At 66.6% G+C, this 26,710-nt stretch carries 22 protein-coding genes; 13 read left to right on the top strand and 9 right to left on the bottom strand.

All coding sequences use genetic code 11. The features are described from left to right. Window positions 1–309: 309 nt before the first annotated feature. A complete protein-coding gene (locus tag ACSQ3M_RS00735) occupies window positions 310–10,104 on the bottom strand; it encodes a hypothetical protein (protein ID WP_436148173.1) in 9,795 nt (3,264 codons plus the stop codon). A 173-nt stretch (window positions 10,105–10,277) separates the two neighbouring features. Further along, a complete protein-coding gene (locus tag ACSQ3M_RS00740) occupies window positions 10,278–10,442 on the bottom strand; it encodes a hypothetical protein (RefSeq protein ID WP_436148174.1) in 165 nt (54 codons plus the stop codon). A gap of 411 nt (window positions 10,443–10,853) precedes the next feature. On the opposite strand from ACSQ3M_RS00740, the gene ACSQ3M_RS00745 reads away from it, so the two are divergent. From ACSQ3M_RS00745 to sctT, 11 genes are read left to right on the top strand one after another with little or no spacing between them, the layout of a single operon-like run. Next, the gene (locus ACSQ3M_RS00745) at window positions 10,854–11,105 is read left to right on the top strand and encodes a hypothetical protein (protein ID WP_436148175.1); all 252 of its coding nucleotides are present in this window, start codon (window positions 10,854–10,856) and stop codon (window positions 11,103–11,105) included. A 39-nt stretch (window positions 11,106–11,144) separates the two neighbouring features. Beyond that, window positions 11,145–11,555 (top strand): hypothetical protein, encoded by a 411-nt coding sequence (locus ACSQ3M_RS00750; RefSeq protein ID WP_436148176.1) that lies wholly within the window; start codon window positions 11,145–11,147, stop codon window positions 11,553–11,555. A gap of 17 nt (window positions 11,556–11,572) precedes the next feature. After that, the gene (gene sctJ, locus ACSQ3M_RS00755) at window positions 11,573–12,328 is read left to right on the top strand and encodes a type III secretion system inner membrane ring lipoprotein SctJ (protein WP_436148177.1); all 756 of its coding nucleotides are present in this window, start codon (window positions 11,573–11,575) and stop codon (window positions 12,326–12,328) included. Beyond that, window positions 12,325–12,954 (top strand): hypothetical protein, encoded by a 630-nt coding sequence (locus tag ACSQ3M_RS00760; protein ID WP_436148178.1) that lies wholly within the window; start codon window positions 12,325–12,327, stop codon window positions 12,952–12,954. Before sctJ ends, ACSQ3M_RS00760 begins: the two co-directional genes overlap by 4 nt. Further along, window positions 12,951–13,556 (top strand): type III secretion system stator protein SctL, encoded by a 606-nt coding sequence (gene sctL, locus ACSQ3M_RS00765; RefSeq protein WP_436148179.1) that lies wholly within the window; start codon window positions 12,951–12,953, stop codon window positions 13,554–13,556. The genes ACSQ3M_RS00760 and sctL overlap by 4 nt, the downstream gene beginning before the upstream one ends. Next, window positions 13,553–14,902, top strand: a complete 1,350-nt coding sequence (locus ACSQ3M_RS00770) for a FliI/YscN family ATPase (RefSeq protein ID WP_436148180.1) — start codon at window positions 13,553–13,555, stop codon at window positions 14,900–14,902. The genes sctL and ACSQ3M_RS00770 overlap by 4 nt, the downstream gene beginning before the upstream one ends. After that, complete coding sequence (locus ACSQ3M_RS00775) at window positions 14,899–15,381, top strand: hypothetical protein (RefSeq protein ID WP_436148181.1); 483 nt, start codon at window positions 14,899–14,901, stop codon at window positions 15,379–15,381. The genes ACSQ3M_RS00770 and ACSQ3M_RS00775 overlap by 4 nt, the downstream gene beginning before the upstream one ends. 29 nt (window positions 15,382–15,410) lie before the next feature. Further along, a complete protein-coding gene (gene sctQ / locus ACSQ3M_RS00780; protein WP_436148182.1) occupies window positions 15,411–16,436 on the top strand; it encodes a type III secretion system cytoplasmic ring protein SctQ in 1,026 nt (341 codons plus the stop codon). Further along, window positions 16,429–17,082, top strand: a complete 654-nt coding sequence (sctR, locus tag ACSQ3M_RS00785; RefSeq protein WP_436148183.1) for a type III secretion system export apparatus subunit SctR — start codon at window positions 16,429–16,431, stop codon at window positions 17,080–17,082. The genes sctQ and sctR overlap by 8 nt, the downstream gene beginning before the upstream one ends. A 38-nt stretch (window positions 17,083–17,120) precedes the next feature. Further along, window positions 17,121–17,393 (top strand): EscS/YscS/HrcS family type III secretion system export apparatus protein, encoded by a 273-nt coding sequence (locus tag ACSQ3M_RS00790; protein WP_436148184.1) that lies wholly within the window; start codon window positions 17,121–17,123, stop codon window positions 17,391–17,393. Window positions 17,394–17,402: 9 nt separating this feature from the next. Continuing rightward, entirely contained in the window at window positions 17,403–18,209 is an 807-nt protein-coding gene (gene sctT, locus ACSQ3M_RS00795; RefSeq protein ID WP_436148185.1) for a type III secretion system export apparatus subunit SctT, read from the top strand. A gap of 11 nt (window positions 18,210–18,220) precedes the next feature. On the opposite strand, the gene ACSQ3M_RS00800 is transcribed toward sctT, so the two are convergent. Further along, complete coding sequence (locus tag ACSQ3M_RS00800; RefSeq protein ID WP_436148186.1) at window positions 18,221–19,258, bottom strand: EscU/YscU/HrcU family type III secretion system export apparatus switch protein; 1,038 nt, start codon at window positions 19,256–19,258, stop codon at window positions 18,221–18,223. A 53-nt stretch (window positions 19,259–19,311) separates the two neighbouring features. Between ACSQ3M_RS00800 and ACSQ3M_RS00805 the strand changes: the two genes are divergently transcribed. Beyond that, the gene (locus ACSQ3M_RS00805) at window positions 19,312–20,109 is read left to right on the top strand and encodes a tetratricopeptide repeat protein (RefSeq protein ID WP_436148187.1); all 798 of its coding nucleotides are present in this window, start codon (window positions 19,312–19,314) and stop codon (window positions 20,107–20,109) included. A 20-nt stretch (window positions 20,110–20,129) separates the two neighbouring features. On the opposite strand, the gene ACSQ3M_RS00810 is transcribed toward ACSQ3M_RS00805, so the two are convergent. The 6 genes from ACSQ3M_RS00810 to ACSQ3M_RS00835 are packed head-to-tail and all read right to left on the bottom strand — an operon-like array spanning window position 20,130 to window position 25,775. Further along, on the bottom strand, window positions 20,130–20,579 hold the full coding sequence (locus ACSQ3M_RS00810; RefSeq protein ID WP_436148188.1) for a hypothetical protein: 450 nt from the start codon (window positions 20,577–20,579) through the stop codon (window positions 20,130–20,132). A 1-nt stretch (window position 20,580) separates the two neighbouring features. After that, window positions 20,581–21,957: a type II and III secretion system protein family protein gene (locus ACSQ3M_RS00815; protein WP_436148189.1), complete on the bottom strand. Its 1,377-nt coding sequence runs from the start codon at window positions 21,955–21,957 to the stop codon at window positions 20,581–20,583. Window positions 21,958–21,986: 29 nt separating this feature from the next. Further along, window positions 21,987–24,137 carry a type III secretion system export apparatus subunit SctV gene (gene sctV / locus ACSQ3M_RS00820; protein ID WP_436148190.1) on the bottom strand — a complete coding sequence of 717 codons (2,151 nt, stop codon included), beginning with the start codon at window positions 24,135–24,137 and terminating at the stop codon, window positions 21,987–21,989. Further along, complete coding sequence (locus tag ACSQ3M_RS00825) at window positions 24,121–24,465, bottom strand: hypothetical protein (protein WP_436148191.1); 345 nt, start codon at window positions 24,463–24,465, stop codon at window positions 24,121–24,123. The genes sctV and ACSQ3M_RS00825 overlap by 17 nt, the downstream gene beginning before the upstream one ends. Continuing rightward, complete coding sequence (locus ACSQ3M_RS00830; RefSeq protein ID WP_436148192.1) at window positions 24,462–24,836, bottom strand: hypothetical protein; 375 nt, start codon at window positions 24,834–24,836, stop codon at window positions 24,462–24,464. The genes ACSQ3M_RS00825 and ACSQ3M_RS00830 overlap by 4 nt, the downstream gene beginning before the upstream one ends. A gap of 18 nt (window positions 24,837–24,854) precedes the next feature. Beyond that, window positions 24,855–25,775, bottom strand: a complete 921-nt coding sequence (locus ACSQ3M_RS00835; RefSeq protein ID WP_436148193.1) for a SctD/MshK family protein — start codon at window positions 25,773–25,775, stop codon at window positions 24,855–24,857. A gap of 303 nt (window positions 25,776–26,078) precedes the next feature. On the opposite strand from ACSQ3M_RS00835, the gene ACSQ3M_RS00840 reads away from it, so the two are divergent. Further along, window positions 26,079–26,708, top strand: coding sequence for a type III secretion protein (locus ACSQ3M_RS00840; protein ID WP_436148194.1), 630 nt, complete (start codon window positions 26,079–26,081; stop codon window positions 26,706–26,708). The last annotated feature ends 2 nt before the right edge of the window (window positions 26,709–26,710 follow it).

Raw genomic sequence — 26,710 nt, forward strand, 5'->3', positions numbered from 1 at the left:
ACGATTGGATGCGCCTTGGGGAGAGCGCCGAGTAGCGTAGCGAACCCACACGGGATGCCCCGTAAGATGCGCAGGAGGGCAGGGCAGGCCGCGCAGTTCGACGCCTCGCCGAATCTCGTTGCGAGCCATGGCCGGGTTCACCGCACGCAGAGCAACAGCCGATCCTGGCCCATAGCCGACATCGCGTCTGTCCGCTTTCTGGCAGGCTGTTTGATACCCCGTCTTAGTGGCCGGGCTGGCCCATTCGGTACATCAACAATGTCCGCTAGCGGCAATTTGCGTAGCGCCTGCCACCGCCGCGACACCCGTTCAGGCAGCCAGGGTCGATCCAGTCTTCTCCTCTGTCGTGACGAACCGCATGAACGAATTCACCGCCGGTGCGTTCGAACCCTCCGGTTCCGGTCCTGCGCCATCATTCATGTTTTCAACCGCCCGATAGAGCCCTCCCGGGCCGGGCAATAGCGGGTTCTGGACAGGGCCAGGTACCGGAGCCGGGTCAGGAGGGGTCACGGGCTGAGGCGGTTCCTCGATCGGCTCCCAGGGAAACGCCAAGCTCAAGCCGACGCGGACAGCGACCCCTGCGCCGAGCAGGACCAGAGGCGGCAGACCATAGCGCAGCCAGGGCTTGTCGATGCTCGATGGATTTCGCTCAGCACCGTTCAACGGTGCGTTGAACATATCAGTGACGCGGCTGTGCCAGACAATCGGGCCCATGCCGCGATTGGAGCGGTATTCATCGATATGGTCCTTCTGGGCGGCGCGAAAGATGCACCAGTTGGCGACCAGTTTCGTCCCCTCGATACCAGCGAGAACATACTGGCGCTCTGCCAAGGCTTCTACGAAATGGACGCCGTCGGCTGCGAAGAACGGCACCATGCCCGCGGCGTCGCCGGCTGAAGCATATTGCGCCCAGCGCTGGACTAGCGAGGGCTTGTACATCGGCACGTATTTCTGCGTCCCGTCCGCTTCCGGTGGGCCATCGGGCAACCGGCCGTCGTGGGCGACGGCCTTCGGATCGCCGGCACTGGCGAGGAAGCGGCGGACCGGGCCGATGATCTTGCCACCGCTCGTCGCCGGGTAGGTCGGGTGAGGCTTCTGATTTTTGCCAGCCGGCGCAGTTCCGCTTTGCGCAGGAGTGCCGGGCTGTGCCTGTGTGGCCGGGACATTGCCAGCGCTTGCCGATGCGTTGAGCTCTTCCGCCGCCTTCTTGGGCGCATTGAAGTCGGCATCGCCGACACCGCGCTTCGAGGCGGTCCCGACGACGCCGGGTATGTTGCCGAACAGGAAGACCGCGCTGGCGGAGTTGCTGGCGAGGGTTGCCGCACCATCAAAGGTGTCGAGCACGCCGAGATAGCGGTAGGCGCCGGGGTCGAGGAATGGATTGGTCACCAGGCGTGTGGTGTTTGCATTGCTGATGCCGAAGCTGGCATAGCGCGCGAATTCGAGGATGCGCCCGGTCGGCGTATTCGGCGAGATCAGGCGGCCCGGCGCCGTTTCCAGCACCTTCATCGCCTCGGCGTCCAGCCGGTTCGCGCGCAGCGTCTCGAAGGCAAGGAGATAATTCATCCGGTCGGCGCGGCTATGGCCCCAGATCGCGCCGTGCCAGCCGGTGGTGCGGCGCTTCAGGATATCGAGGTGAGCATCGGCGATCGTCAGCCACGGCGCCGACTGGGTCGGGTCCCGATGCAGCTCGGCGGCCGCCTGCTCGATCTCGGATTTGTTGCCGACGCGATGGAAGAAGCCACGCTTTCCGAGCAGCGGCTGCGTCGCGATGTCGACCACCGCCTCGCGCACCACCATCATCGTGGCTGGATTGGGCGTTTTGCCGTTTTCTACGGCGTTCTTCGCCATCTCGATCGCGCTGGCATAGCGCTGGCGATCCGTCTTCTCGATCCCCAGCCGCCGTCCCTGCCCGCCCGTCACCTGCCGCCCGATCTGATCGAGCAGGGCTTCTCCGGGCTTGAATTTGTCATGCGCAACGTCCGAGACGAGGGCAGCATTGTGCTGCCGCTTCTGTAGCCGGATCTTGGCGCCCTGCCGGATGCCGGCGATGCCGCAGCGGTAGAGCCAGGCATAGATCGCGAGCGAGGACAAAAGATCGCGCGCGCCGATATGGCTGCCGGTGCCCAGGCGCGCCGTCATGTAAGCGCCGAAGGCGGCGCCTCCGACATAACCGACATTGGTGCCGACGATGCGGAGCTTGTCCTTGCGCCCGACCGGCCTGTCGCCCTTGACGAAGGTCTCGTTCTGCCCGGGTGCATAGGCTGCATCGCGATTGACGACGCTGAAGGGATAGGCGCTGCCATCGCCGAAGACGCGCAATCCCCCCTCGACCAGCGTCGTCTCGATCGAGCCCGAGGCGATCGCGTCCGCTAGCACGTCCTTGGGACCGACGAGCCGGTAGACGTAGCCGCCCGGCGCCGCCTGCTTGCGTCTCTTCTTCCCGGCCGGAGCGGGGCGCTGCTGCACCGCCTCGCGCGCGCCTTCGAAGCTCGAATGCAGCGTAAAATCCGACAGATTCAGCGCCGGGTGGGAGCCTCCTCCGCCCATGATCTCCTGTGGCGGCACCGGCCCCTCAATGTAGCGGACTGCCGTATAGTCATGCGCGCCGAACAGATGCGGCACTTGCCTGGTCGCATAATCGGCCACCTTCTTGTGGAAGCGGCGGTTCTTGAGGGCGTGATCGTCCGGCGACTGGGCGGTAGCGAGATAGGCGGTCTGCGCCTTCATCTGTGCGTCGGGCTCCGGTAGGGAAGCTCCGGACTGCTTCTTGCGCCAGTACACGTCCGCCAGATCGACGAAGGTCTTCTTCAGATTTTTTTGCGGCCCCGCAAAGGCGGGCCGCTTCGTGATTTGGGGAGATTGCCTGGCTTCCGCGATCGGGTCGATCGAGCCTGTGTTCGCGGTCGCAGCTTGGCCGACATGCGGCTGCGGCGGGACCTGAACCTGCCGCGGTGTGGCAACCGCCGGCTGGCTCACCGCGGCGGCGCCCGGCGCCGGACGCAAGGCGACCGCCGGAAAGACGTCCCCGCTGCGGTAGACGAACTGGGCTCCAGGCAGCCAGTCGGCAGGTATCTCGGCCAGATTGCCGATGCCGGCGATGTCCTTCGCATCGGCCTCGACTTTGTAGACGAAGCTGCCGCGAAGGCTTCCTTTCGGCGGTGGCAGGTTGGCCACGGCAGCGGCCGCGTCGGCATAATTGTCGAAGAACTGGGTGTCGGCCGTGAGCAGCCCCGTGGCGGGTGCGCCGCCCTGCTGCCCGTAGACATCGACCGGCCGCTGCATGGTAAGGGCAAACCTGGTCTGCATCCCAGGATCCCCCGAAGGCTGCGGAAACAGCCTGACTGCGCGATCGTCGTCCGGTGTCGGTTTGAAGGCCTTGCTCGCCCTCACCTGGGCCGCCAGATTGGGCATCAGCGAAACGCCATGCTGTCCGATCAACGAAGCGACGCCCGGCGACAACAACGCATCGGATCCGGCCGTGCGCTGCGGCGCTGTTGGATTCGCCGCGGCTGCGCCGGCGCTCGGTTGCACGACGGCCGGCTTCGGCTTCGCCGCCGGTGCTCGGTGCACCGTCAGCGGCCACTGCGCCTCGGGGTCCATGACGCGGTTGAAGACATAGGAGTTCGCGCGAGCCAGCACGGCCTGCAGTCGCGCATCGAAGGCGCCTTGGGCGGGGTTCTCGATATGCTGGACGAGATGTCCGAGATCGGCGATTGCCTGGCGATAGCCTGGCGCGGTCTCGCGTGCCTTCGCGAGATAGCCGAGCGCCAAGGTCAGGGCACCGTCGACCTTCTGGTCCGGCGACTGGCCTACCAGCCCGCGCCCCTTTGCGATCAACTGCTGGTTTGGCCCGCCTTGCGGCTGGGCGGCGGCGCTCAGATCGCGCGGCTCCGGCTTGTTCGCCTCCTGCTCCAGCCTCTCGCGGATGCGCGCCAGAACGTCTTCCGGCGCGGCGCCGGTGCCGTCGCTCAGGTGGCGAAGGTAGTCGGGCCCGGTCGCTGCATCGAGTGCGCGCGCCGAGCCGACCGACCAGAAATGCGGCTTCAATTCATCCGGGGTTTCAGTGGCAGGCCTCGCCGGCCGGCTGGCGCTGTCGCCATCCGGTTCGCTGCGTACCCTCAGCGTCTCGAGATTCTGCCGCGCAGCGTCCCAGAGCGGCATGGGATTGCGCCGTGCGATCTCGACCGTGAAGCCGTGCGTTTCGTACCATGCCTTGAGCGGCAGCTCGAGCGCTCCGGGGCGAAGCTCGACGATGCCGTCTTGCGGCCTGCCGGTTTTCGGCCTCGCCTGCCCGACGATGAAATCGTGCACGGCGGCGGCCTGCTCGGGCGTCAGGAAGGATTCGTCTTTCAGGCCCGGAAGAACGTCACGCCTGAAATCGGCGATTGCCACTTTCTGGCTGGGCGTGGCTTGCGCCTCGAGCCCGGTCAGCCACTTGCCGACTGCCTCGTTGCCGCCGCGCGGGAATACCGCGATCCGCCCGGTGTCGGCCCGCGCATCGAGCCGCTTCAGCCAGCGCGGCCCGTCCACCGCGAGCACGAGGCCGTCCGCTGTGGGGAATTCCCAGCTCGTCGTCCGCTCGGCAGCCACCGCCGGAGCCGCGTCCGGCAGCTTCGTCTTGTAGAACAGCCTGCCCTCGATACTTACGGCCAGGGGCAGCTGAAGCGCGGGCATACCAGGAACACCGAAGGTAAAAGCCTGCATCGACAAGGCCGCAGTGCGGATCGTCGTCATCGCGACATTGTCTTTGTCGCCGAACATTCCCCAGAAGATCGGCCCGTCCGACGGAACATAATGGCTCAATGTCGTTGGCGCCTTGGCGAGCAGAAGCCGGTCGAGATTGAACGATCTGCGCGGCTTGAACTGCTCGTTGATGATGATCTCGAGCCGGCTGGAACCCGGCGACCAGACGCGCCGCTTATTGCCGGCGAGATCGACGATCGCCTCCTTGAGCGGCAGGCCGGGGACCGCCGACTGGCGCAGTCCGCTACCGGAGCCACGCGCATAGGTCAGGCGCTGATCCGGATCGATCGCGCCCTTGGCCCGCAATTCCTGAAGCAATTCGGCCGAGGGCGCCTTGGCCAATGCAGCCGCATCGTCAGGGTTGTTCACGACGACCTGCGTCCTCAGCCGCAGCTTGCCGAGGACCGTCTGGTTGAGGTCGAGGAACTCGCGCGAGACGGTGAAGTCCTGATGGAACGCCGCGTCCATCGCAACCTCGTGGCGACGCTCGAGCGCGATCCGCGGAATGAACTTGCCAATGGCATTCGGCAATGCGTTGACCCAGGCCGGATGCAGGTAGAGCTTGTCCTCCAGCATGACCTTCTCGTAGGGCACGGCGCCCTCGAAGTGCACGAAGCCTGCCTTATTACTCTCTGGCGCCCCGAACACGTCGGTCTCGCCGGGCTGCAACTCCACCGATTTGGAGCGCAGGGAGAGGCCGTAGACGATCTCGACGACATGACCTTGCGGATTGGGCGATCCCGTCTTGGACGCTGGGACGACACGGGCCTTCTTCGGCAGGAGGCCGAACACCGGGTGCGCCTGTTTGCCGAAGATCAAGTCCTCGCCCGCTTTGAGCAAGTCCGCTCCCTTGAACTGGAAGGCCACCTGATGAGAGACCGGCGCGCCAAGTTGCGCGCTGGAGACGTTCCGATGCTCGTTAGGCCGGATCGAAACGCCGGCAGCCGACTGCAGCGCATCGCGTGTTTCGCGCAGCCCTTCTTTCGAGGCAGCTCCGACCGACCGGAAGTTGCTCTTCACACCTAAACCGACCGAGAAAGAGCGCCAGGTCGGTGAACCAACAGGCGATGCATCAACCTGCGACCCCAGCTGGAACCCTATCGGGCGAGCGAGCGCTCCCGAATTGATCCGAGCACGCACGAGTCCCAGGACACGGATGTCGGGGGCATTCTTCTGCCACGTCCACGGCTCGGTCTGGGTCCAGCGGGCCGGTTGCGGCTGGCTGGCCGCGCTTCTCTCCGCCTCCATGGCAGCCCGCAACCAGTCCGGCGCGGTCAACGGACCGCGCGATTCGCGCAATTCCGTCCACCGCTGCAGCAAGTCAGGCACAGAGGCAGGGCCGCCATCCGGTTCAGCGGCCCGCTGCCGCGAGGTCTCAGCCACGCCGTGCCGCGAGGGCACGGTCGTCGGCCAATCGACGCTGCGCTGCGTGGAGTCGATCGCATAGGCCTGGGCGCGCGCCAGGGTAGGGCCCAGCGTCAATGTTTGACCAGGATTCTCGATATGGCGGACCAATGCCTGGAGATCGGAGAGCGCTCGGCCATATCCCGGCGCCGTCTTCGGTGCGCCGGCAAGATAATGCAGGACACTGTTCAAGGCGCCATCGACCTGAGGATCCGGTGATTGGCCGACCAGTCCGCGTCCCTGCGTAATCAACTGCTGATCTGGGCCTCCTTTCGGCTGGGCGCCGGCGCTCAGATTGCGCGGCTGTGGCTTGTTCGCTTCCTGCTCCAGCTTCTCGCGGATGCGCGCCATGACCTCTTCCGGCGAGGCACCGGTCCCGTCGGTCAAGTGGCGCAGATCACCCGCGCCGCCCACGGCGTCCATCACAGGCGACGAACCGGTCATCCACAGGTGGGGCTTCAGCACACCAGTCGCGGACGCGGGTCCTGCGATCCGGGGGGGCGGGGAAGCGTCATCCGCCACCACTGACTGCCTTGGGCCTGAAGCCCTGCCTTCCTCCAGCGAGCGCCCTGGCCGCGCCTGCTGCTCGGTGTTCCCATTGCCGGTATCGCCGTGCCCCGTGCCGCCACTGTTCACGATCTGGCCGGCGGTCACTGCATCGACGACAGTCGGCAAGACCGTCGCTGCCGGACTGGGCGCAGGCGCTCCTTCGCCGACCACCGGATCGACGCCGTTCGTATGTGGCTCGGCCGAACGATCGGTCGTGCCAGGATCATTTCGCGACCCACCGGGCTGTGACGCCGGCTGCGTGTTTGCCACGACACCCTGCGGACCGCCGCCACGCGCTGTTCCCAGCCCCCCAAGGCCGCTCGGCAAAGCAGCCGTCCCTAGCGCGGGATGCGTGAATGTCGTCGACGTCGCTACATGGCGCGCTCTCTGCGTTGCGGGTTGGGGAGCGGCTCGGCCCTGCTCGACATGCGCGCGCAGGCCAGCCGTCGTGCCGTAGACGCCGGAGGCGAAGTTCATCAGCTCCATCAGCGAGCCCGCGCCCGGCTCATCGCCATGCGTCATCAGGTTGTTGGCGGAGACAAGGATCAGTGGCGCGCCAGCTGCGATCGAGGCCAGGTCGAGCGTGCGGGCGACGCTGAGCGCCGTGCCGGTCGCGCCCTGCATGATCAGGCCGGCATCCTGATAATAGGACGTCCGGCCATAGGTCGCCCCGATCGAGGTGCGCGCCGACGCGACGGTGGTCATTCCCGCCTGCCGCAATCCGACAAAGCGAGACGCCGATCCTGCAAGCGGGAAGACCATGGTCCCGACTGAGAGAAGCTCGGTGAAGACACGGCCAACCGTGATTTCTCTGCCGTAATAAATGTCCTCGCCAAAGTTCTGCAGCTGCCGAGCACCAAGATAGGTGCCTGCGACGAGCGCGAGCGGGGCGGCGACTATGTTGACGCCGGGAACGAACGCCAGGACGCCCCCGACGGTGGCCACGCCGGTCGCGATGGGATCGACGACCTTGTCAAAGACAGTGGGTATGTGGGCCTGGAACGCCTCGGTCTCGACCTTCTCGTTTGTGGCGGTAAAGGAGAAATTCTTCGGAACGATGATCGTGCCGCTCTCCGCCAGAACATTGTCGTTCTGGTAGGTCTCGATGAAGGACTTGATGTTCTCGGGCTTGCGCCCGGCCAGATCATAGTCGGATCCGCGATTGTCGACGACATGATCCTGGCCATCTAGCCCACGCACGATGGCAAACAGCATCTGCTGCGAGCCGACGCTGGCGTCGATGTACTGGAAAGGCACGAAGGTAACCCGTGCCTTGTCGCCGCCGAGCTCCCGAATCTTGGCGGACATCGCCTCGGCTTCTTTGGGGCCGGCGCCCGCCATCTCGAGCGCCGAATCCAGATCCTTGCCACCGAGGGCATGCTCGACGCCGAACAGTGCCTTGCCGTTAGGCAAAGCCTCAAGCGTCATCGCGCCGAAGGTCAGCTCGATCTGCGTGGTCGCCTCGGTTCGGCGGCTTTGGTAGTAGGCCGCCTTCAGATAGCTCTGATGCTGGCCAGAATCTTCGTTGAGCAGCTTGGTCGGCAGCGTCGCGGTGAACTTCGCGAAGTCATGCCAGGCTTCGGCACTCCTGAGCTGAACCTGAAGATCGTGTTCGAGATCGCGCGTCGCATTGAGGGCCGACAAGATCACCGCCACATCGGAGTGAACCCAGACCTCGACGCCGTCCATCGTCGCCTTGACCGCGCCAGCGAAAGGCGCGCTCTCGCCGGGACCGCCAACGGGGATCGCGGGCCCGTGGTCCGTGAGCGCAGTGCCGAGGGCGGCCTCGAGCGCGGGGATGGTTCTTCCCGCGAGCTCGATGTTCACTTTGATCTGCTCGACCGCGCTCGACGCAAAGGCTGCCTCAGCGGCTTGCTTGCGCTGCTGAGCAACCAGAAGGCTGTTCGGGCCGCAGCCGTTTATATTGCTCCACGCCACGTCGATGTCGCGCTCATGCGCACCGCGCCGGATATTCTTGGCGCCCGGCGCAAAAGTCAGCTGAATGACGAGCGTCTTATTCTCGTAGACGATCGTGGCGTAAAGCTGCCCGTCCTTCCGATCGTCATCGACCGTTACGTTCCTCAGGTTGCCGGAGTATTTTCTGTTGCCGTCGTAGAACCCGTCGGCTTTGAACAAGTGCGGGCTTTTTTCGCGCAGGTTGTTGAGCGCGGCGTCCTCGATCGGGGCAGCCTGAAACTTCGCCCAGGCGACATCCCTGTCCGCATCAGCGAGATCACTGGCCTTGACCGCGACATTACGATTGGCCTCAGCCACGCTGCGCTGGTTTGGGGCTGCCCCCGCCATCCGCTCGGCCTCGGTGCGCTCCGGCGTACCCGGCTGTGTCGTCCGGATCAGTTGCTGGGCCACCAACTCGCTGAGTTCGACATCGAGTAGATCGGCTTCGGCGGAGAGCTGGCCGTATTCGGCGAACTTGGCCCTGACTTCCTTGCCCTCATAATCGACTCTGCGATCGGAGACCGTGCTGCTTTCGCTGCTTTCCGCCGGCCCGACTGCCGCGGCATTGGGAGCTTGCGGCCCACGCACCTTGTTCTTGTCCACCAGCGCAGCGAGAAGTACAGATTCCGCTTGCTCGCGCTTCTGACGGCTCTGTGTCGCCTTGCCGGCAACTCCCTGCGCATCCTTGAGGTCGGACTGCGCCTGGGCGAGTGGCTTGGTCGCCTTGATCTCGAAGGTGATGCCTTCCGGCGCCAGCGTCTTGGCCAGCGTCCGGTTCGCGCCGGCGACCGCCGAGCGATATTCCGGGTCGGCAGCGTAGACCTCGACCTGGGCCGTTGCCTCGTCGGATTTGGCGCGGGCCTCGACACCACGGCCTTCGGCCGAGTCCTGCGCTGCACGGGCGCGAGCCACTTCCGGATGGACCCACTGACCGTTCGACTGGATCCAGTCGCCCCCGCCTGACGGCACGAGCTGCGGCTTGCTCGCAGTGCCGGCGCCGTATTTCTGCTCGGCGGCGGCTGTTTCGACACCGCGGTCATGTGCTTCCTGTCCTGCGACCGTCGCCTCGTCATTGAGGATGATGGCCTTGATCTGGGCAGTGAGGACCTGGCTCTCCTTCGCTTTCGCCGGGTCGCTGTTGGCAAGCGAGTTCGCCAGCAATTGTGCGAGCAGGATCAGCACCCGCTCCTGCTTGGCGATCAGGGCCTGCCCCTGTGGGGTACCCGCCTGTCCCGGCTTCAGGTTTCCGGCCCAGATGACCTTGGGGTTGCGGCCCGCAGCGCTGGTCATGGAGGCTGCATAGTTCACCCGTGACAGCACGGGGGCCAACGCCTGGAGCACCTTGCGAACGATGTCAGCGAGGGTCTTGAGCAGCGATCCGATCGGATTGGTAGACTGCGTGCTCGCGGTCTGGCTGACAAGGCCACCGTCGGCTTTGTTGACTCGCATGACGGCCTCCTGAAGCTGGCGCCGGCGGCGTTCCGGCTAGCCCGCACGCCGGGTCGATGGCGAGGAGACCGTTGCGCGACCGGAGGGGCCGCGCGCCGCCTTGTGGCGGCGCGCGGTGGTGGCTTGGAGGGCAGTGGCCAGACCGGCCACGCCAATACGCCGGGAAAGCGCGATCAGGCGTTCGGACGCTGCTTGGCGGCGTCGAGGCTGACCTTCTTCTCGGTCGTCTTGGTGGTGATTTCCGCCGACTTCACGATGGCGCGGTTGAAGGCGGCTTCCATCTGCTGGATCGCATTCTCCGGCGTAGTGGTGCTCTGGACGGACGAGGCTCCGGACATCGCAGACTCCGTTTTGACGTGCTCTGGATCGGACCGGTGCGGGATCTTCGATGCCCCGGCTCCGGCGCCCGAACGACCCGAGAGTCGTTCAAGCCAGGGGAACGTTAATGTCGATAAAGGATTCGTCAAGCATTCGATTCACGAACTGCAATGTTATTTGAAATTATGAATGCATTGGATTCGCTTATTTAGATATCAAATGGAACTAATGCGCCTCGTCAAAAGATTTGAATTTCAAATTACCTTACTAATGTGTAATGAATTCATTATTCATAACGCAACATCTGAGCTGTAACATCGACTATATCATAATAAACGTTGACATCGTGAAAATGGCGCTCCTACCTTACGGCGTGTCGACTGGCCGACAGCGCGACTGTTCGCGCCCGGCGGATACCGAGGAGAGCAGCGATGAGCGTGCAACCGGTGAATACCGCCCAGTCCGGCGGCTCGGTCGATAACAACGGAGCCGGCTTCGACGATGCGATCGCAGCGGCGCAGCAGCGCAATGCCGGCGCCGGCGCGGCCGAGCAGCAGGACGAGATCAGCCAGGACGAACTCGCCCGGATGGTCGGGCAATACGGCTCGCAGATCATGTCGATGCTGCTGATGCCGCGCATGACCGACATGCTTGGCGAGGCCATGGCCGACGAAGAAGGTTGACCGCGGTCGGCTCTCGCAGATCCATTTTCGGAGGCGCATATGACGATCGCAAACGGGTTGCCGAGCACGTTGCTGTCCGGCTCCACGCTGGTCATCCAGACGGGCGCCGAGCAGCAGCCGGCCTTCGACCATGCAGCGGAGGCGGCGGCGCGCCAGCAGAGTTGGCCGGCGCGAGCCGGTACCTTGGCCGACCCCGGCCAACTCGCTTCGGAGCTGACGAACCGGATGGACGGCTTCCTGCGCCGAGCCGGCGAGACCGCACGTGAGCAGGCTCCGTCGAGCACCGCTCAACAGGGAGCGACAGAGCGCAGTGCATTGGACAACCGGCAGCTCGACCGGGTGATCGAATCGATGAACCGCTCCTTCGAGTTCGCCGTGCAGACGCAGTTGGTTGTCCGTGGCGCGACGCAGACGACCGGTTCCGCCAACACCGTGCTCAAGGGGCAGTGAGCGGCCCGGTGCCTGCCATGGCGAAGGCCCGTCGCAGTCGTATTCTGGCTCTGCTTTGCTGCGCTGCGCTGCTGGCCGGCTGCAAGGTCGATCTCTACACGAATCTCGACGAGCCCCAGGCCAACGAGATGGTGGCGATCCTGCTGCAGAACGGCATTCCGGCCGGGCGCAACGTGCAGAAGGGCGGGAAGCTGACCGTGACGGTAGAGGAGGCACGCTTCGCCGACGCCGTGACGATCCTCGGCCGCAGCGGGCTCCCGCGACAGGAATTCCAGACCCTCGGCGACGTCTTCAAGAAGGACGGCCTCGTCTCCTCGCCGGTACAGGATCGGGCGCGGATGATCTTTGCGCTGAGCCAGGAACTGTCGCGCACCGTCGCCGCGATCGACGGCGTGCTGACGGCCCGCGTTCATCTCGTCCTGCCCGAGAACGACCCGCTGCGGCAGAATCTGGTGCCGTCCTCCGCCTCGGTCTTCATCCGGCACGATCCCAAGATCGGGATCGACGACAAGCTCGCTTCGATCAAGATGCTGATCGCCAATGGCGTCGCGGGATTGAGCTATGATCGCGTCTCGGTCGTGGTGGTGCCGGCCGAGCGCAATGCCGCGATGCTGCAGGCTGCGCCCGCCGGAGCGACCACCTTGTCGCAGGCCAACTTGCCCTGGCCGGCCATCGCCGGAGCCGCTGCCGGCTGCGCCGTGATCGCCGGCGGGGCACTGCTCCTCCGCCGCCGTCGCTATTATCCGCTCTCCGAGAGAACGGGCGAGCGATGAGCGGCGTGCCAGCGCGCTCCGACGATGCGGCCGTCACCTGGCGTCGCTTCGCCGCAAGCCCGGCCGGCTACGTTGCACCCGAGCGGCTGGCGGCCGCCTTCGACGATGCGATCACGCCGGAGGCCTGCCGCAGGCTCCTCGCCTTGCCGCGGCTCGAGAACCGGCTTTCTGAATTGCTCTGTGCCCGGAACGGTCTCTCGGCGGGGCTCGGTCCGGATGCAGTGCCCGATTCCGACCGCGGCATCCTGCTGCTGACCCCGCCCTTGTTGCACGGGTTGGTGCGACTGGCCGGCGCGATCTATTTCTCCGGCGCGCTGTCCCGCATCGTGCTCGCGAACGAGGTACGCGCGCTCGAAAAGGCGCTCGGGCCCGGTATATTCGCCCGCGCCATGACGAAACGCGACCTCGCCGGACCGGTCGACACGCCACTGGCAGTTGCGGAACTGGTCGAGCAGATCGAGCGGGCGGGCTGGAGCTGCCTTCTTGCCTGGGCAGCCACGCTGCCGGACGAGATCGGCGCGCGCCTGCGCTTGCAGATGCCCGGCGAAATGCTGCCGCTGGCCACCGTCACACCGAAGCTCGGCAGGCCCATCATCGAGGCGGCGCATCGCGCCGACGCACCATGACCGCGATGGCCGATCTGCCCTCGCGGCCACCGCGAGGTCTCATCCCTGCCGAGCAGGCCGACGCCTGGAACGATGGCTTCGCTTTCCTCGCCGCCGCGCGCGAGAAGGCGAGTGCGATCGAAGCCGCGACCAGGGACGAGGGGAACCAGGTGCTGGCGCAGGCGATGGCGGCCGGGCGAGAGCGCGGCGAGGCCGAAGCGGCCGAGCGGATTGGCCGGGCGATAGCGGATGTCGACGCATACTTCGCCGGCCTCTCTGGCGAGCTGGCGGATATTGCCTTCGCGGTCGTGCGCGATGTCATCGACCAGTTCGACCGCCGAGACATCGTGGCCATGGTGGCGCTGAAGGCCCTGTCGGCCTTCCGCCGCAGCCGCACGCTGACCGTCCGCGTGCACCCTGACCATGTCGAGGCCGTGAACGAGACATTGCAGGAGGCCGTGCGGGCTGGCGGCATCGAGATCGCTCTCGAAGTCAGCAGCGATCCCGGAATGGCGCGCGACGGCTGCGTGCTGACGAGCGACGTCACCACCGTCGATGCCGGCATCGATAGCCAGATCGAGGCGCTACGCCGCGGCCTGTCGCGCCGGACGATGCCGGTATGACACTAGCGCAGGCAACCGGCCCCGCACGCCTCGACGAGGCCCTCGCAGCGCTGCGCGACGGCCTGCAACGAGGGCGGCCACGGCCGCCGAAAGGCAAGGTCCAGCGGGCGCTGGGCGTCACCATCCATGCCAGCCTGCGCGATGTCCGGCTCGGGGAGATTTGCGAGCTGCGCGATCCCGCCGGGGGAAGCGTCGCCCTGGCCGAGGTCGTCGGCCTCCAGGACAGCTACGCGATCCTGACGCCAATCGGCGACCTCGCCGGTCTTTCGGCTGAAACCGAGGTCGTGCCGACCGGCGAAGCCCTGCTCGCGCCTGTCGGGCCGGGCCTGCTCGGCCGCGCGATCGACGCGACCGGGATGGCACTGGACGGCGCAGACTGGCCGCGCGGCGCCATAACCGGTTTCCGTCCTGTCCATGCCCCGCCCCCGCCCCCTCTTGCGCGTGACCTGATCGAGGCTCCGCTCCAGCTCGGATTGCGTGCCATCGACGGGTTGCTCGGCTGCGCGCGCGGCCAGCGCCTCGGCATCTTTGGCCCCGCCGGTGCCGGCAAGTCTTCGCTCCTGGCCGACATCGTCGCCGGGACGGAAGCGGATGTGATCGTGCTGGCATTGGTCGGTGAGCGCGGCCGCGAGGTCCGGGAGACTCTGGAGCGGCGCCTGTCTCCGGCGGCGCGGGCGCGTACCGTCGCGATCGTCGCCACCTCCGACCGCCCGGCGCTCGAACGGGTAAAGGCGGCTCATGTCGCGACGACCATCGCCGAATATTTCCGGGACACCGGCCGTCATGTGCTGCTGCTGATGGACAGCATCACCCGGTTTGCCCGAGCCCAGCGTGAGATCGGCCTGGCCGCGGGCGAGCCGCCCACCCGGCGCGGCTTCCCGCCGTCGCTTTTCGCGGCGCTTCCGAGGCTGCTCGAGCGGGCTGGGCCGGGGCAAGGCGGTTCGATCACCGGCATCTACACCGTGCTGACCGAGGGTGAGGCGGAGATCGACCCGGTCGCCGAGGAGGTGATGGCACTGCTCGACGGACATATCGTGCTGTCGAACGAGCTGGCGCAGCAGAACCATTTCCCGGCGATCGATATCCTCAAGAGCCGCTCGCGGCTGATGAGCATCGTCGCGCCGCAGCAGCAACTCGACGATGCGCAGCGGATACGCGAACTGTTGGCGCGCCATGCCGAAGTCGAGCTGCTGGTGCGCGTCGGCGAGTACGAAGCGGGCTCGGACAAGCTGGCCGACGCCGCATTGGCGCGGATCGACAAGATCCGCGCCTTTCTGCGCCAGCCGTCGGGGGAGCAGGAGTCGCTCGAAAGGACGCGAGAGCGGATGCGGGAGGTGCTGGCGTGACCGGCCTCGCCGAACTCAAGACCCTGCTCGCGATCCGCCGACGCCGCGAGCTGCGCGCCGGCGAGCTCGCGGCTCGGAGGCAGGCTGCGGCGGTCAGCGCCGGAACAGCGGCGGAACAGGCCGCGGCAACCCTTGCAAGCCATGATCAGGAAACGCTGGCGCTGCAGCGCTCGCGCCACCGCGGTTTGATGGGACAGTCGTTCTCTTTGGCCGGTCTGGAGCAGATTCGGCACGAAACGATGATCGCCGACGCGATGCGCCTCAATCTCGAGGCCGCCACTGCCGCTGCCGCCGAGACGCTCGCCCTGCGGCAGAGCGAACTCACCGCAGCCCGGACCGCGCATCGCGCCCGCCGGCACGACCGGTTGCGGCTCGAACAGGCCCATGAAGAACAGGCAAAACGGGAGCGGCGGTGGCGCGAGGCGCGCCTCGATGCCGCGCAGGGCGAGACTGCCGGGCGCGGACGGGCCACGCCATGAAGGCGGGCGCTCCCTTGGCGAGCCGCCCCATGCCCGGGCACGGGGACGAGCGTCCCTTGGTCTATCCTTCCGTGCCAGGACACAACCTCGCACCGATAAACCGCTTCCACGGCTCGCGCTGGCGGCTGCGATTGCAGCTCGGCGGCCGCCCGATCGAGCTCAGCGCAGCCGCTCCCGCCGCGCGGGCAGCGGAGAGCGATTGCCTGGCGGTCTCGCTGGCTGTCGGCGGCGAGGAGGCCGTGCTGCTCCTGCCGCCTCGGCTGGTTACGGCCGCCCTGGACGGCTTCGGCGCGCATGTCGACGCAACGGCGCTCGATCCGGGGCGCAAGGCGCTCCTGATCGAAGCGGCCTTTGCCGAGGCGCTAGCCGAGTTGGAAGCACGCCTCGGCGAGAGCGTCGAACTGCGGGCACCGTCCGGCAGTGCCGGGCCGCGGTTTCCGGTGGCCGTCACGCTCGCCAACGCATCGAAGGAAATCGGCGAGATCGCCGGCCCGGCCGCGCTCCTTTCGCGACTCTTCGCCCTGCTGCCCGCGTCGGCAGAGCGACCCGAATGGCTTGCTCCGATTCCTGTCCCGCTCAGCCTGCGCCACGCGGAGGTCCGGCTCACGCTCGGTGAGCTCGGGCGCGCCAGGCCGGGCGACGTGCTGCTGTTCGACAAGCATCTGCCCGCCGGAGAGGCCTGTCTTCTGGCCGGCCGAAACCTGGTCGCTCCGGTCAAGATCGGCAATGGCGCGGCCCGCCTGCACGCCGCACCGGTTCCGGCGCGATCATCACGATGGGAGTGGCTCATGGACGATCTCGATGACGACGCGGCGGCCCCCGAGGATGCCGCGGCGCTCGACGACCTGCCCGTCCGCGTCATCTTCGAGTTCGGCCGCAGCGAGATGTCGCTGAAGGAACTCGCCGGCCTTGGTGCCGGCAGCGTGGTTGCGCTCGCGACGCCGCCCGGTGAGCCGCTCTCCCTCATCGTCAACGGCCGCCGCATCGGCCAGGGCGAACCGGTCCGGATCGGCGAAGCGCTGGGCGTTCGCATCACCCGGCTGTTCGATGCCTGATCTCAATCCCAACCTCGTTGGAATCATCGCCTTCGTCGCGCTGATCGGGCTGATCCCGCTCGGCGTCGTGACAATGACCGCCTTCCTCAAGATCTCGGTGGTCCTCTTCCTGATCCGCAACGCCCTCGGCATCCAGCAGTCGCCGCCGAATCTGGTGCTGCATGCGATCGCTCTAGTGCTGACCGTTTATGTCACAGCGCCGCTGATGGCCGACCTTTACGGGCGGGTCTCGGCGCGCCAGCTCGATCTCAACTCAGTGCAGGGGCTGACCGAAGCGGCCGACGCGGTCCGCCAGCCGCTGCGCGACCATCTCTCCCGCTTCACGCATGAGCGCGAGCGCGAATTCTTCCGCACCGCCGCCGTTCGCGTCTGGCCGGAGAATGCTGCCGCGGCGCTGAAGGCGGACGACCTAATCGTGCTGGTTCCAGCTTTCGTCAGCTCGGAGCTGACCCGCGCTTTCCAGATCGGCTTCCTGCTCTACCTGCCGTTCCTGGTCATCGATTTCATCGTCGCCAACGTGCTGATGGCGATGGGCATGATGATGGTATCGCCGACGCTGATCTCGATCCCGCTCAAGCTGCTGCTCTTCGTCAGCATCGACGGCTGGACCAAGCTGATGCACGGCCTGATCCTGAGCTATGGCTGAAGCGCGATGGACCTGGCCCGCCATTTGGACGAGCGGTCGTGACCAACGACCTAATCCTGACCAAGATCAACGCGGCGCTGATGACCGTGCTGGTCGTCTCGGGGCCGGCGCTCCTGGCCGCGGTGCTGATCGGCTTCGGCGTCGGCCTGCTCCAGGCGTTGACGCAGATCCAGGACCAGTCGCTGCCGCAGGCGATCAAGCTGATCGTCGTGCTCCTGCTGCTGCTCCTGCTGATCGGCCCGCTGCTCTCGCTGCAGATCTACGACCAGGCACTCGCCCTGTTCGAGGACTTTCCCGCCCTCACGCGCTGAGAAGAAGCGATGTCCGGCGATCTCCTGCTCCAGCTGGTCCTGCCTTTCATGGTCGCGACGGCGCTCGCCGTGACCCGGATCACCGGCGCGATCCTGGTGACGCCGGCGTTTACCCGGCTCGGCCTCGCCGGCATCATCCGCGGCGGGGTCGCGCTGGCGCTGACCCTGCCACTCACCCCCGTACTCACCGAGACACTGCAGAACGGCCAGCCGCTCTCGCCGGCGCTCGTCACCGCGATCCTGCTCAAGGAGCTGGTGCTCGGCATCGTCATCGGCCTGGTCTTCGGCGTGCCGATCTGGGCGGCCGAACTCGCCGGCGATCTGCTCGACCTGCAGCGCGGATCGACCGCCGCCGCCCTGCTCGATCCGTCCGCCATCGCCGAATCGAGCATCACCGCGACCTTCTTCGCCATCAGCCTGCTGATGTTGTTCTTCGCGGCCGGCGGGTTCGACCTCCTGGTCAAGGGTCTCTATGCCAGCTACCGGATCTGGCCAGTGGCCAGCCTCGAGCCGGTCTTCGATCCAGGCGCAGGCGAATTGCTGCTGAAGCTGCTCGACGAGGTCATGCGCTTCGCGCTCCGCCTCGCCGCACCGATCGTGTTCGCGCTGCTCTTCACCGATCTCGCCATGGCGCTGCTCGCCCGCACCGCGCCGCAGCTGAACATTTTCGAGCTCTCGCTCTCGGCCAAGAGCCTGGTCTTCTCAGTGATGTTGTTGATCTATTCGGCCTTCATGCTCGAATATATGCGCCAGGACATCAGCCGGCTCTTCGACGCCGAGCCATTCCTGCGCCAGCTGGCGCCGCGCCAGCCATGACAGGCAGCTTGCTAGAGCACCCCTGCCTTGACCAGCGCATCGGCGACCGACTGGAACAGGTCCTGCCTGACCGGATCGCCCTGCGCGTGACGCTTGTGCAGCGCTTGCGCCAGCTCGTCGAGCACCACCGGGATGCCGCGGCCACGCGCATCCAGCAGCAGGGCTGCGCCCGGATCCCCGGCCGCCTTGCAGACGACAATCGGCACAGGTGTCTCGCCGCGTTGATAGCGCACCCCCACCACATCGCCGCGATAGGCGATCACCATGGTCGCGCGGGCGAGACCGACACCGCTCGAGCGCCCGATCAGCCGATAATGCTGGCGCCTGGCACTGCGGATCTGCGGATCGCCCTCGGTGTCCTTGGTCTCGCGCTTCATCTCGGAGCGCGTCATGCGCATCTCGCGCAGGAAGATGAAGCGCTGCAGCAGGATATCGGCGAGGCCGACCACGACATAGGCCAGCACCACGATCAGAAAGAGCGGCAGCAGCAGGACGGTGATCGCGCTGCCGGCGCAACGCTCGCCGCAGACCGGCGTCTCCAGAAGCGGCTGCAGCTGGCTGCCGAGGATCAGGATGAAAGCCGCCCCGAGCACCACGATCTTGACCAGGCTCTTGAGGAACTCGCTGACGCTCTTCAGCGAGACCAGCCGCTTCAGGCCCTTCGCCGGATTCACATGCTCGAATTTCGGCTTGATGATCTCGAAGGAGAAGACCGGCCCAAAGCTGCCGACCATCGCAGTCAGCGCCGCGGTCGCGACCGTTGCGGCGACCAGCGGCGCCGTCAGTTGCAGCAGCATGCTGCCGGCATGGCGCAAGGCCCGCTCCAGGACGATGGCGAAAGCCTCGCTCTCCGGATTGATCACCAGGCCGACGAGTTCGTCGAGCTGCAGCAGCAGTCGGTCCTTGATCAAGACCAGGTAGATAAATGCGGCGATGAAGGTGAAGCCGATGATCAGGTCGCGGCTCTGCGGCACCTGACCCTTGCGCCGCGCCTCGCGCAGCTTCTTCTCGCTCGCCGGAAGCGCTTTCTCCTCGGAGGGCTCGCTCATCGCCCGAGCACCCCGGCATCCATCCGCACCCTCGTGTCACGGAGCGCTTCACCATGATGACCAGACCCAGCCGCCTGGCCTCGCTCCTTCTCGTCGCCTGGCTGCCGGCGTGCACGCTGACGCAGCAGGCGGCGAGCGACATGGACAAGCCGCAGGTGCAGCCGCGTGGCGCGCATGTCCTCGCATCGACACTGGAGGACAGCGGCGAGATGGCGACCGCGCTCGCCGTCTACGAGAGTGCAGCGGCGACCGGCGATGCCGCCGCGGCGGTGCAACTCGGCGAAGCCTATCTGCGCAGCGGCGATGGCGTCGGTGCCGAGCGCGCCTTCCGCCTGGCGCTGGAGCGCGAACCGAACAATGGCCCAGCGCAGCTCGGGCTCGGTTCGGCGGCACTCAGGCGCGGCGAGATCGATGCTGCGCTCGCATCGCTTGCGAAGGCCGCGCCCATCGTCGACAGCGCCGCCGGCTATAATCGGCTTGGAATCGCCCTGACGCTCGCCGGCAAGGCACCCGAGGCCGTCGCCGCCTTCGAGAAGTCGCATAGCCGCGCCGCGGACGACCTCGACATCGCGGCTAACCTCGCTTTGGCCGAGGCGCTCGCCGGTCGCAAGGAGCAGGCGATCAATCGGATTCGCGGCGTGGCGCGCTCGGAAAGCGCCAAGGCGACGCACCGGCGTACCCTCGCACTGGTGCTCGCGCTGTCCGGCGCGGGCGCCGAGGCACAGAGCCTCGTCGAAACCAATGTGCCCGCTACGGAGCGGCCGGCCTTCCTGCGCCGCCTGCGCACGCTGGAAGCCGCCGGTGATGCGCGGGCCCGGGCGAAGATCGTCGGCACGATCCTCGCCGGCTGAGCCGCGCTGGCCGGCCGCTCTCACTTCTGCTCCGTCGTCACCTGCGCCGGCGCGCGATTCGTGTTGCGGCGTCCGTCGCGGTCGAAGGCGCCGCCGAGCGGATTTTCGTCGCCGTCGAGATAGCGCCGCGCCGCCCTTGTGACTGGAGCCGCCGCCGCCGGGCCCGGCTTGCGCCCCTGGAATAGATCGGCCTTGCGCTCGACCATGCGCTCCAGGTTGTAGGCATTGGCGCAGCCAGGCGGCAAATGCGGGTCAATATCGAAGGGATAACGCGTCGGATCGGGCTGCAGGCAGGCCTCGGGCGCGACGATGGCGGTCGGCCGTGCGCCTGCTGCCTCCGCGGGCAGGTAAAGAACCTGGTAGTTGGCCGACACGTCGGGCGGCGGGTTGGCGCAGCCCGCGACGAGCGCGGCCATGGCGAGAGTGAGAAATCGACGGGTCCGAACCGTTGTCATGATCGCTTCCCGCATCTCACTTGAAGATCAGGCCGGCGCCGGCCGGAGCCTTCGGGCCTTTCTCCACCGGCACAGCCGTCGCCGCCGGTTGCCGGCGCGCGACCGGCGCCGGACGATCCAGCGGCGTCGCCGACAGACGATCGCTCGACGGTTTCACCAGATGGGCGGTGATCAGGATCACGAGCTCGGTCTCGTCGCGGCGATAGCGCGTCGAGGTGAAGAGGGTGCCGAGGATCGGCACGTCGCCGAGGAACGGAAATTTGTCGACCTCCTGGGAGAGATTGCGCTGGAACAGGCCGGCGATCGCGAAGGTCTGGCCGCTGGCCAGCTCGACATTGGTGTCGGCCCGCCGGACGGTGAAGGCCGGCAGCTCGAAGCCGCTGACCCGGACTGCGCCCGCCATCGAGATGGCGCTCACCTCGGGCCGGACCCTGAGCCCGATGCGGTTGTTCTGAAGCAGAGTCGGAGTGAACGACAGCGAGACGCCGAAGGGCTTGTAGTCGGCAGTGATGCGGTCGCGATCCTGCGGCACGGGCACCGGGACTTCACCGCCGGCGAGGAAACTCGCGGTCTGGCCGGTCGTCGCGGTCAGATTCGGCTCGGCGAGGATCGTCAGCAGCCCATTCTGCTGCATCGCCTCGACCAGCGCATCGACATTGACGCGGTTATTGCTGAAATTCAGACCGAGACCCCGCCCGCCGCTGGCGAGGTTGCCGCCGGAACTGCCGACGCCGAAGGAGAAGTTGCCGGTATCGACCATCACCTTCCAGTTGATGCCGAAAGCGGTCAGGTCCTTGCGCGACATTTCGGCGAAGCGCACGCGGATGTTGACCTGGTGCGAGGAGGGAATCGTCGCATTGTTGAGCGGCGGCTGGTCGGGCGGCGAATAGGTCCGCGCGACATTGGCGACATCGATCGCCTCGTCGACCGAGCGGGCCGCCCCCCGCATGACCAGCCGTTCGCCGAAGAACTGGAGGTCGATCGTCGAAGTCGGCTGCAGGACACGCTTCGCCTGGTTGGCCGAGCGTGCCGGCGTCAGCACTTCGAGCCGGATCGCGCCCTTCATCCGCTTCTGCTCGTCGAGTGCGATCAGGTTGGTCGAGCCGCTCTTGAGCCCGTAGACATAGACCACGTCGGGCGCCACCACCTGCACATTGGCGACCGTTGGGTCGGCCAGCATGACGGATTCGACCGGCTGGTCGAACCGGATGATGCGCCCTTGGCCTGTCGGCAGTTCGATCGGGCGCGAATTCGAGAGCGGGGAGACCTCGTTCGCGACCGCAGGGCTCGGTGAGATCGCCCCCGGCCAAGGTACAACCGCGAGTGCACTCAGGCAGAAAAATGGGCCGAGGCGCATTGCGAGGCTGCCATTGCGGATCATGCGTGGTTGCACTCTGCCTGTCCTCGTCTGCGGTCTTTGCGTCAGGAAAGGGGGTTGGCGGCCGGCACGGCGAGGCGGGTCGCCTGCGGGGGCGGCGGGCCTGCGGGCTTGCCCGCGCCGAGCGTGAGCGAAGCCAGCGGCTGGATGAAGAATTCGGGCGCTAGCTCGGGGAAGGCCATCACCGGCAGATCGAGATCGTGGCGCATCAGGAGCTCGCGCAGGTGGCGGCGCAGCTCGATCGCGGTGAAGACCACCGGATGGACGTCATCGAGCCCCGTCATGGCCTGGCGCAACTGCCCGACCAGAGCCGTCGCGGTATCTTCCGAAAGATGCAGGATGCGATTGCCGCCGATATCGCGCAGCCCGGCGCGCAATACGGCTTCCGCTTCGGGATCGAGCACGTAGCCCGGAATGACGCGGTTGGCGTCGGCATGGCGATGGCAGAGCTGGCGGCGCAACGCGATGCGGGCATAGTCGGCAAGCTGGGCCGGGTCGGATTCACGCCCGCCCCACTCGACCAGCGCTTCGAGGATCAGGCGCAGATTGGCGATGACCACGCCTTCCTCGACCAGACGGCGCAGGATATCGGCCGTGCGCTGCAGGCTGACGCCAGCTCCGGCCTCGGCGACAAGGTCGGGATAATCCGCTTCGACCAGCTGCAGCAGATCGCGCGTCTCCTGGATGCCGATGAAATAGTGAGCATGGCGCCGCAGAGCCGCAACGATCCGGGCGGACAGCGCCCCGGCCGGATCGAGGAAGCCGATGCCCGCCTGATTGAGCGCCCGGGCATGAGTGACCTCGATCCAGGACGAGGGGCCACGGCCGAGCAGCGGCGGACCTTCACGGAACGGAATGGCAAGCATGGAAAGGTGCGCCCGCTCGTCCTGCAGCAGCAGACTGTCCGCTGGAATCTCGCCTTGGGCGATCGGAACTCCCTCGAAATCCAGGCGGAACTGGCTATCGCCGAGCTTCCTGTCGCCGCGGCGCTCGAGCAGCGGCGCAACGACGCCAAGTTCGGCCTGCATCTCGCCGCGAATGCGCTCAACCTGCTCGCGGAACAGGTCGGCGGGGATCGCCCTTTCCAACTCCGGCCCCAGTAGCACCGCGACCCGGTAGCGCGCACGCGCCGGCGCCGCAGCGGGTGCCGGCTCCGCAATCCCGGCCGGGTCGAGATTTTGCGCCTCCACGAACCCTGCGACCTGGCTCCCGGAAGAGGGCCGACGCGAGCGCAGCACGGCGCCGGCGGCCAAGCCCAGCGCCAGCACGAGGAAGACCAGCGTCGGGAAGCCCGGCACGAAGCCGAGGCTGGCGACAACAAGCGCGGCAAGCGCGAGCGCGCGCGGCTCGCGCATCAGCTGCAGCCCGATCTCCGTGCCGATGTCGCGCTGCGTCTCGGACGCGACGCGCGTCACCACCATGCCGGACGCGACCGAGATCAGCAGCGCCGGAATCTGGGCGACGAGGCCGTCACCGACAGTAAGCACCGAATAGAGCGCAGCGGCATCGCCGAACGACATGCCGCGCTGGAACGTGCCGATGGTGAGACCGCCGATCAGGGCAACGAGCACGATGACGAGCCCGGCGATCGCATCGCCCTTCACGAACTTCATGGCGCCGTCCATCGCGCCGTAGAGCTGGCTCTCCCGCTCCAGATCGCGACGGCGGCGACGGGCCTCCTCCTGCTCGATGTCGCCGTTGCGCAGGTCGTTGTCGATCGCCATCTGCTTGCCGGGCAGCGCGTCGAGGCTGAAGCGTGCCGCGACCTCGGCGACGCGTTCGGCGCCCTTGGTGATGACCACGAACTGCGAGATCGTGATCACCAGGAAGATCACCAATCCGACCGCGACATTGCCACCGATCACGAAGCTGCCGAAGGTCGCGACCACTTCGCCGGCGTCGCCATCGAGCAGGATCAGCCTTGTCGTGCTGATCGTCAGCGTCAACCGGAACAGGGTCGCGAGCAGGATGATCGCCGGCAGCGCCGAGAGCTCGACGGGTCGCGTGACATAGAAGGCAACGAGGGTGATCAGCACGCTCGCCGCGATATTCATCGCGATCAGCATGTCGATCGCCAGCGGCGGCAGCGGGATGATCATCATCAGCACTGCGACGATGACGATCAGCGCCAGAATGAGATCGCTCCGACGCGACAGCATCAGCAGGATGCGCTGGAGCTCAGCCCGCATCGACATGGGCCGCCCGATCCTCGGTAAAGGCACGGAAGGATTCGCGCGCCTCCGCCTCCTTGCCAGCGAGCCAGAGGGCCCGGCTGCGCAGCAGCTCGATCTTTCGGTCGCCGCTGCCGAGCGTGCCGAGATGATCGAGCACGCGCAGCGCGCTCTGCCCGGCCCCGTCGCAGATGAAGGCATAGGCCAAGGTCCGGAGCAGGCCTTCGTCGCGCGGAGCGAGGCGGCCGGCGAGCAGCAGCAGCACCAGGGCCCGCTTCACCTGGCCGTGCCGGCAATAGAGATAGCCGAGCGCGTGCAGAAGCTGGACCTTGGCTTCGAGCTTGGTCGTCAACGCTCGCGCTCCCGCAACCGTCGCTGCAAAGACCGATGCCGGTCGAGTTCCTCCGTCAGCAGGACGGCGACGAGCTCGCGAACCTCGACGTCCTCCTCGATCTCGGGCAGGACGTCGGTGACGAGCTCATCGAGGATCGCGGTGTATTGCGCGCTCTGGAAGATCTCCGGATCGGCGATCTGCGGCATCACCAGCTCGGCGAGATCCTCGGTCAGCGTCGGACCGCCGGCGCGCTGCTGGCGTCGCTGGCGCGCCCGCAACAGCGCCTCGAACTCCTTGAGCTGGGCGCGGGTCGCTGCCTCCGGGCTCGCGCCGCGCAGACTCGCGAGAACGTCATCGAGCCGCTGCCATCCTGCCTTCTTGACATCCATGCTCGTCTCCCGCCGCTCCTAGAAGGTCAGCGTGAAGTTGCGCTCGCCGCGAACGAAGGTGACGCCATCCTTGCTGATCGAGCGGATCGTCCAGCCATTGTCGAGGAAGGCGCCCTCATGGTGCCTGCCGCCGTCGGCGGTCAGCACATAAGGATGCTCGCCGAGCCAGACCGCCTGCAAAGCGACCTTCGGTCCATCCTCCCGCTGCGCCACCCGGACCTCGGACCCCAACTGAATCCTGCCGCCATGCGCTGCGTCAAAGGTCTGCTGGACGGTGGCCCAGGCCTGCGCCTGCCCCGACTCGATGGCGCCGCTCGCCAGCACGCGCTCCCCCGACGCGGTTACGGCGATGCCGGACAGGCCGGCGGCGGCAAGCGTGCGGCGCAGCCCCTCGGCGGCGGCTGGAACCTGATCCCCGGCAGCGCGGGTGATCGTAGTCGCCGCGGCGCTGCCATCCGCGGCAAGCAACGGAGCGGCGGATGGGCGCGACGCCATCGCGTAGGCGGCGATGAGGCCCGCCACGGCAACGACACCCGACACGGCGATCGTCGCCATCCGGCCGCCCTTGCCCTTCGCCATGGCGCCGCCGGTCAACTTCAGCCGCGCCTGGCCGATCCAGACCGTCGCCGGCAAAGTCGGCTTGACGCCGCTACCGGCGGGCAGGATGCGCCGGCGCTCCGGATCGAGCGCTATGGCGCCGCCGACGGCCTCCAGCCTCAGCTCGCCATCGACTATGCGCAGGACGGCATGCTGGGTGGCGACTCCATCATCGTGCAGGATGATGTCGCAGTCCGCAGCCGAACCGACCCGATAGCTGCCGGAATCAAGCTTCAGCCGCGCGCCCTGGTGAAGCCCCCCTTCAATAAGCAGTCCTACGTCCCGCGCCAGGATCGAAGCCAGCTCTCGTCCCGGCTGCGGCGCCAATGATGCCGTAGTCATGGTTTGCTCCCGAAGCGGCTGCGCGGCGGGAAGGCCGCGAAGCGGCTCGATTCCGAGTCAGCACATTCGAGGCAATACAAGGCTATTCCGCTTCTACATACAAGCCTCATCGGCAAATATGCGAGTGAATACGCCACGATCATGATTTAGTTTGAATATTCACATGAATTCACTTATTATGAATTCATTATTCAATATTTCGAAACAGACATATACTGACTTAGCCAGTTCGGAATTCTTTGACACCAATGCCTGCAGAGCGATAAATCTCATAGCCCATCGACAGGGTCAGGAGCGCCTCTGGTGGTAACCATCCTCCGTCGAAAAACTGGCGCCCGGGTCACGCAGCTGGTCGGATCAGGGCTGTTGTGGCTTGTGATGAGCGACGTGCCGCTGCAGGCAGCAGACGGCGACTGGCAGCATAAGCCCTACCACTATGTCGCGATCGATCAGGATCTACGGAACGCCCTGCTCGAGTTCGGGCGCAATCTGCGCATCCCCGTCAAACTGGGCGCGGAGGTGAAAGGGCGGTTGCGCGCCATGCCGGCGAGTGGTGACGCCAGGGCGTTCCTTGAACGTTTGGCGCAGGCTCACGGCCTGATCTGGTATTTCGACGGCACGTCCCTGCATGTCGATGGGCAGTCGACGCTCCAGACCGAACTCCTGGCCCTCGACGGCACCAGCCCCGCGCAGCTCGACCAGATGCTGCGACGTCTCGGCTTCGCCGACTCCCGCTTTCCCCTGCGCTCCGGCGGCGCGCGCGGCGTGATCTCGGTGTCCGGCCCTCCAGCCTATCGCAATCTGGTGCGGGAAGCGTTGAGCCAGCTCAAGGGTGGACGCGACACGGCTGCTGCCGGCGGCGCAGCGGCAACCCCGGCGGATGCGGCAGCGAAGGTTCGCGTGTTTCGCGGCGGTCCGCAGGACGGATCCTGAAA

Origin of the sequence: Allobosea sp. LjRoot90, assembly GCF_964254315.1 — a bacterium.
Classification (GTDB): Bacteria; Pseudomonadota; Alphaproteobacteria; order Rhizobiales; family Beijerinckiaceae; genus Allobosea.

Excerpts from the sequence above, each read along its gene's own strand:
- ACSQ3M_RS00735 (WP_436148173.1), bottom strand. The coding sequence starts at position 10,104 with ATGCGAGTCAACAAAGCCGACGGTGGCCTTGTCAGCCAGACCGCGAGC.
- ACSQ3M_RS00740 (WP_436148174.1), bottom strand. The coding sequence starts at position 10,442 with ATGTCCGGAGCCTCGTCCGTCCAGAGCACCACTACGCCGGAGAATGCG.
- ACSQ3M_RS00745 (WP_436148175.1), top strand. The coding sequence starts at position 10,854 with ATGAGCGTGCAACCGGTGAATACCGCCCAGTCCGGCGGCTCGGTCGAT.
- ACSQ3M_RS00750 (WP_436148176.1), top strand. The coding sequence starts at position 11,145 with ATGACGATCGCAAACGGGTTGCCGAGCACGTTGCTGTCCGGCTCCACG.
- sctJ (WP_436148177.1), top strand. The coding sequence starts at position 11,573 with ATGGCGAAGGCCCGTCGCAGTCGTATTCTGGCTCTGCTTTGCTGCGCT.
- ACSQ3M_RS00760 (WP_436148178.1), top strand. The coding sequence starts at position 12,325 with ATGAGCGGCGTGCCAGCGCGCTCCGACGATGCGGCCGTCACCTGGCGT.
- sctL (WP_436148179.1), top strand. The coding sequence starts at position 12,951 with ATGACCGCGATGGCCGATCTGCCCTCGCGGCCACCGCGAGGTCTCATC.
- ACSQ3M_RS00770 (WP_436148180.1), top strand. The coding sequence starts at position 13,553 with ATGACACTAGCGCAGGCAACCGGCCCCGCACGCCTCGACGAGGCCCTC.
- sctQ (WP_436148182.1), top strand. The coding sequence starts at position 15,411 with ATGCCCGGGCACGGGGACGAGCGTCCCTTGGTCTATCCTTCCGTGCCA.
- sctR (WP_436148183.1), top strand. The coding sequence starts at position 16,429 with ATGCCTGATCTCAATCCCAACCTCGTTGGAATCATCGCCTTCGTCGCG.
- sctT (WP_436148185.1), top strand. The coding sequence starts at position 17,403 with ATGTCCGGCGATCTCCTGCTCCAGCTGGTCCTGCCTTTCATGGTCGCG.
- ACSQ3M_RS00800 (WP_436148186.1), bottom strand. The coding sequence starts at position 19,258 with ATGAGCGAGCCCTCCGAGGAGAAAGCGCTTCCGGCGAGCGAGAAGAAG.
- ACSQ3M_RS00805 (WP_436148187.1), top strand. The coding sequence starts at position 19,312 with ATGATGACCAGACCCAGCCGCCTGGCCTCGCTCCTTCTCGTCGCCTGG.
- ACSQ3M_RS00810 (WP_436148188.1), bottom strand. The coding sequence starts at position 20,579 with ATGCGGGAAGCGATCATGACAACGGTTCGGACCCGTCGATTTCTCACT.
- sctV (WP_436148190.1), bottom strand. The coding sequence starts at position 24,137 with ATGTCGATGCGGGCTGAGCTCCAGCGCATCCTGCTGATGCTGTCGCGT.
- ACSQ3M_RS00830 (WP_436148192.1), bottom strand. The coding sequence starts at position 24,836 with ATGGATGTCAAGAAGGCAGGATGGCAGCGGCTCGATGACGTTCTCGCG.
- ACSQ3M_RS00835 (WP_436148193.1), bottom strand. The coding sequence starts at position 25,775 with ATGACTACGGCATCATTGGCGCCGCAGCCGGGACGAGAGCTGGCTTCG.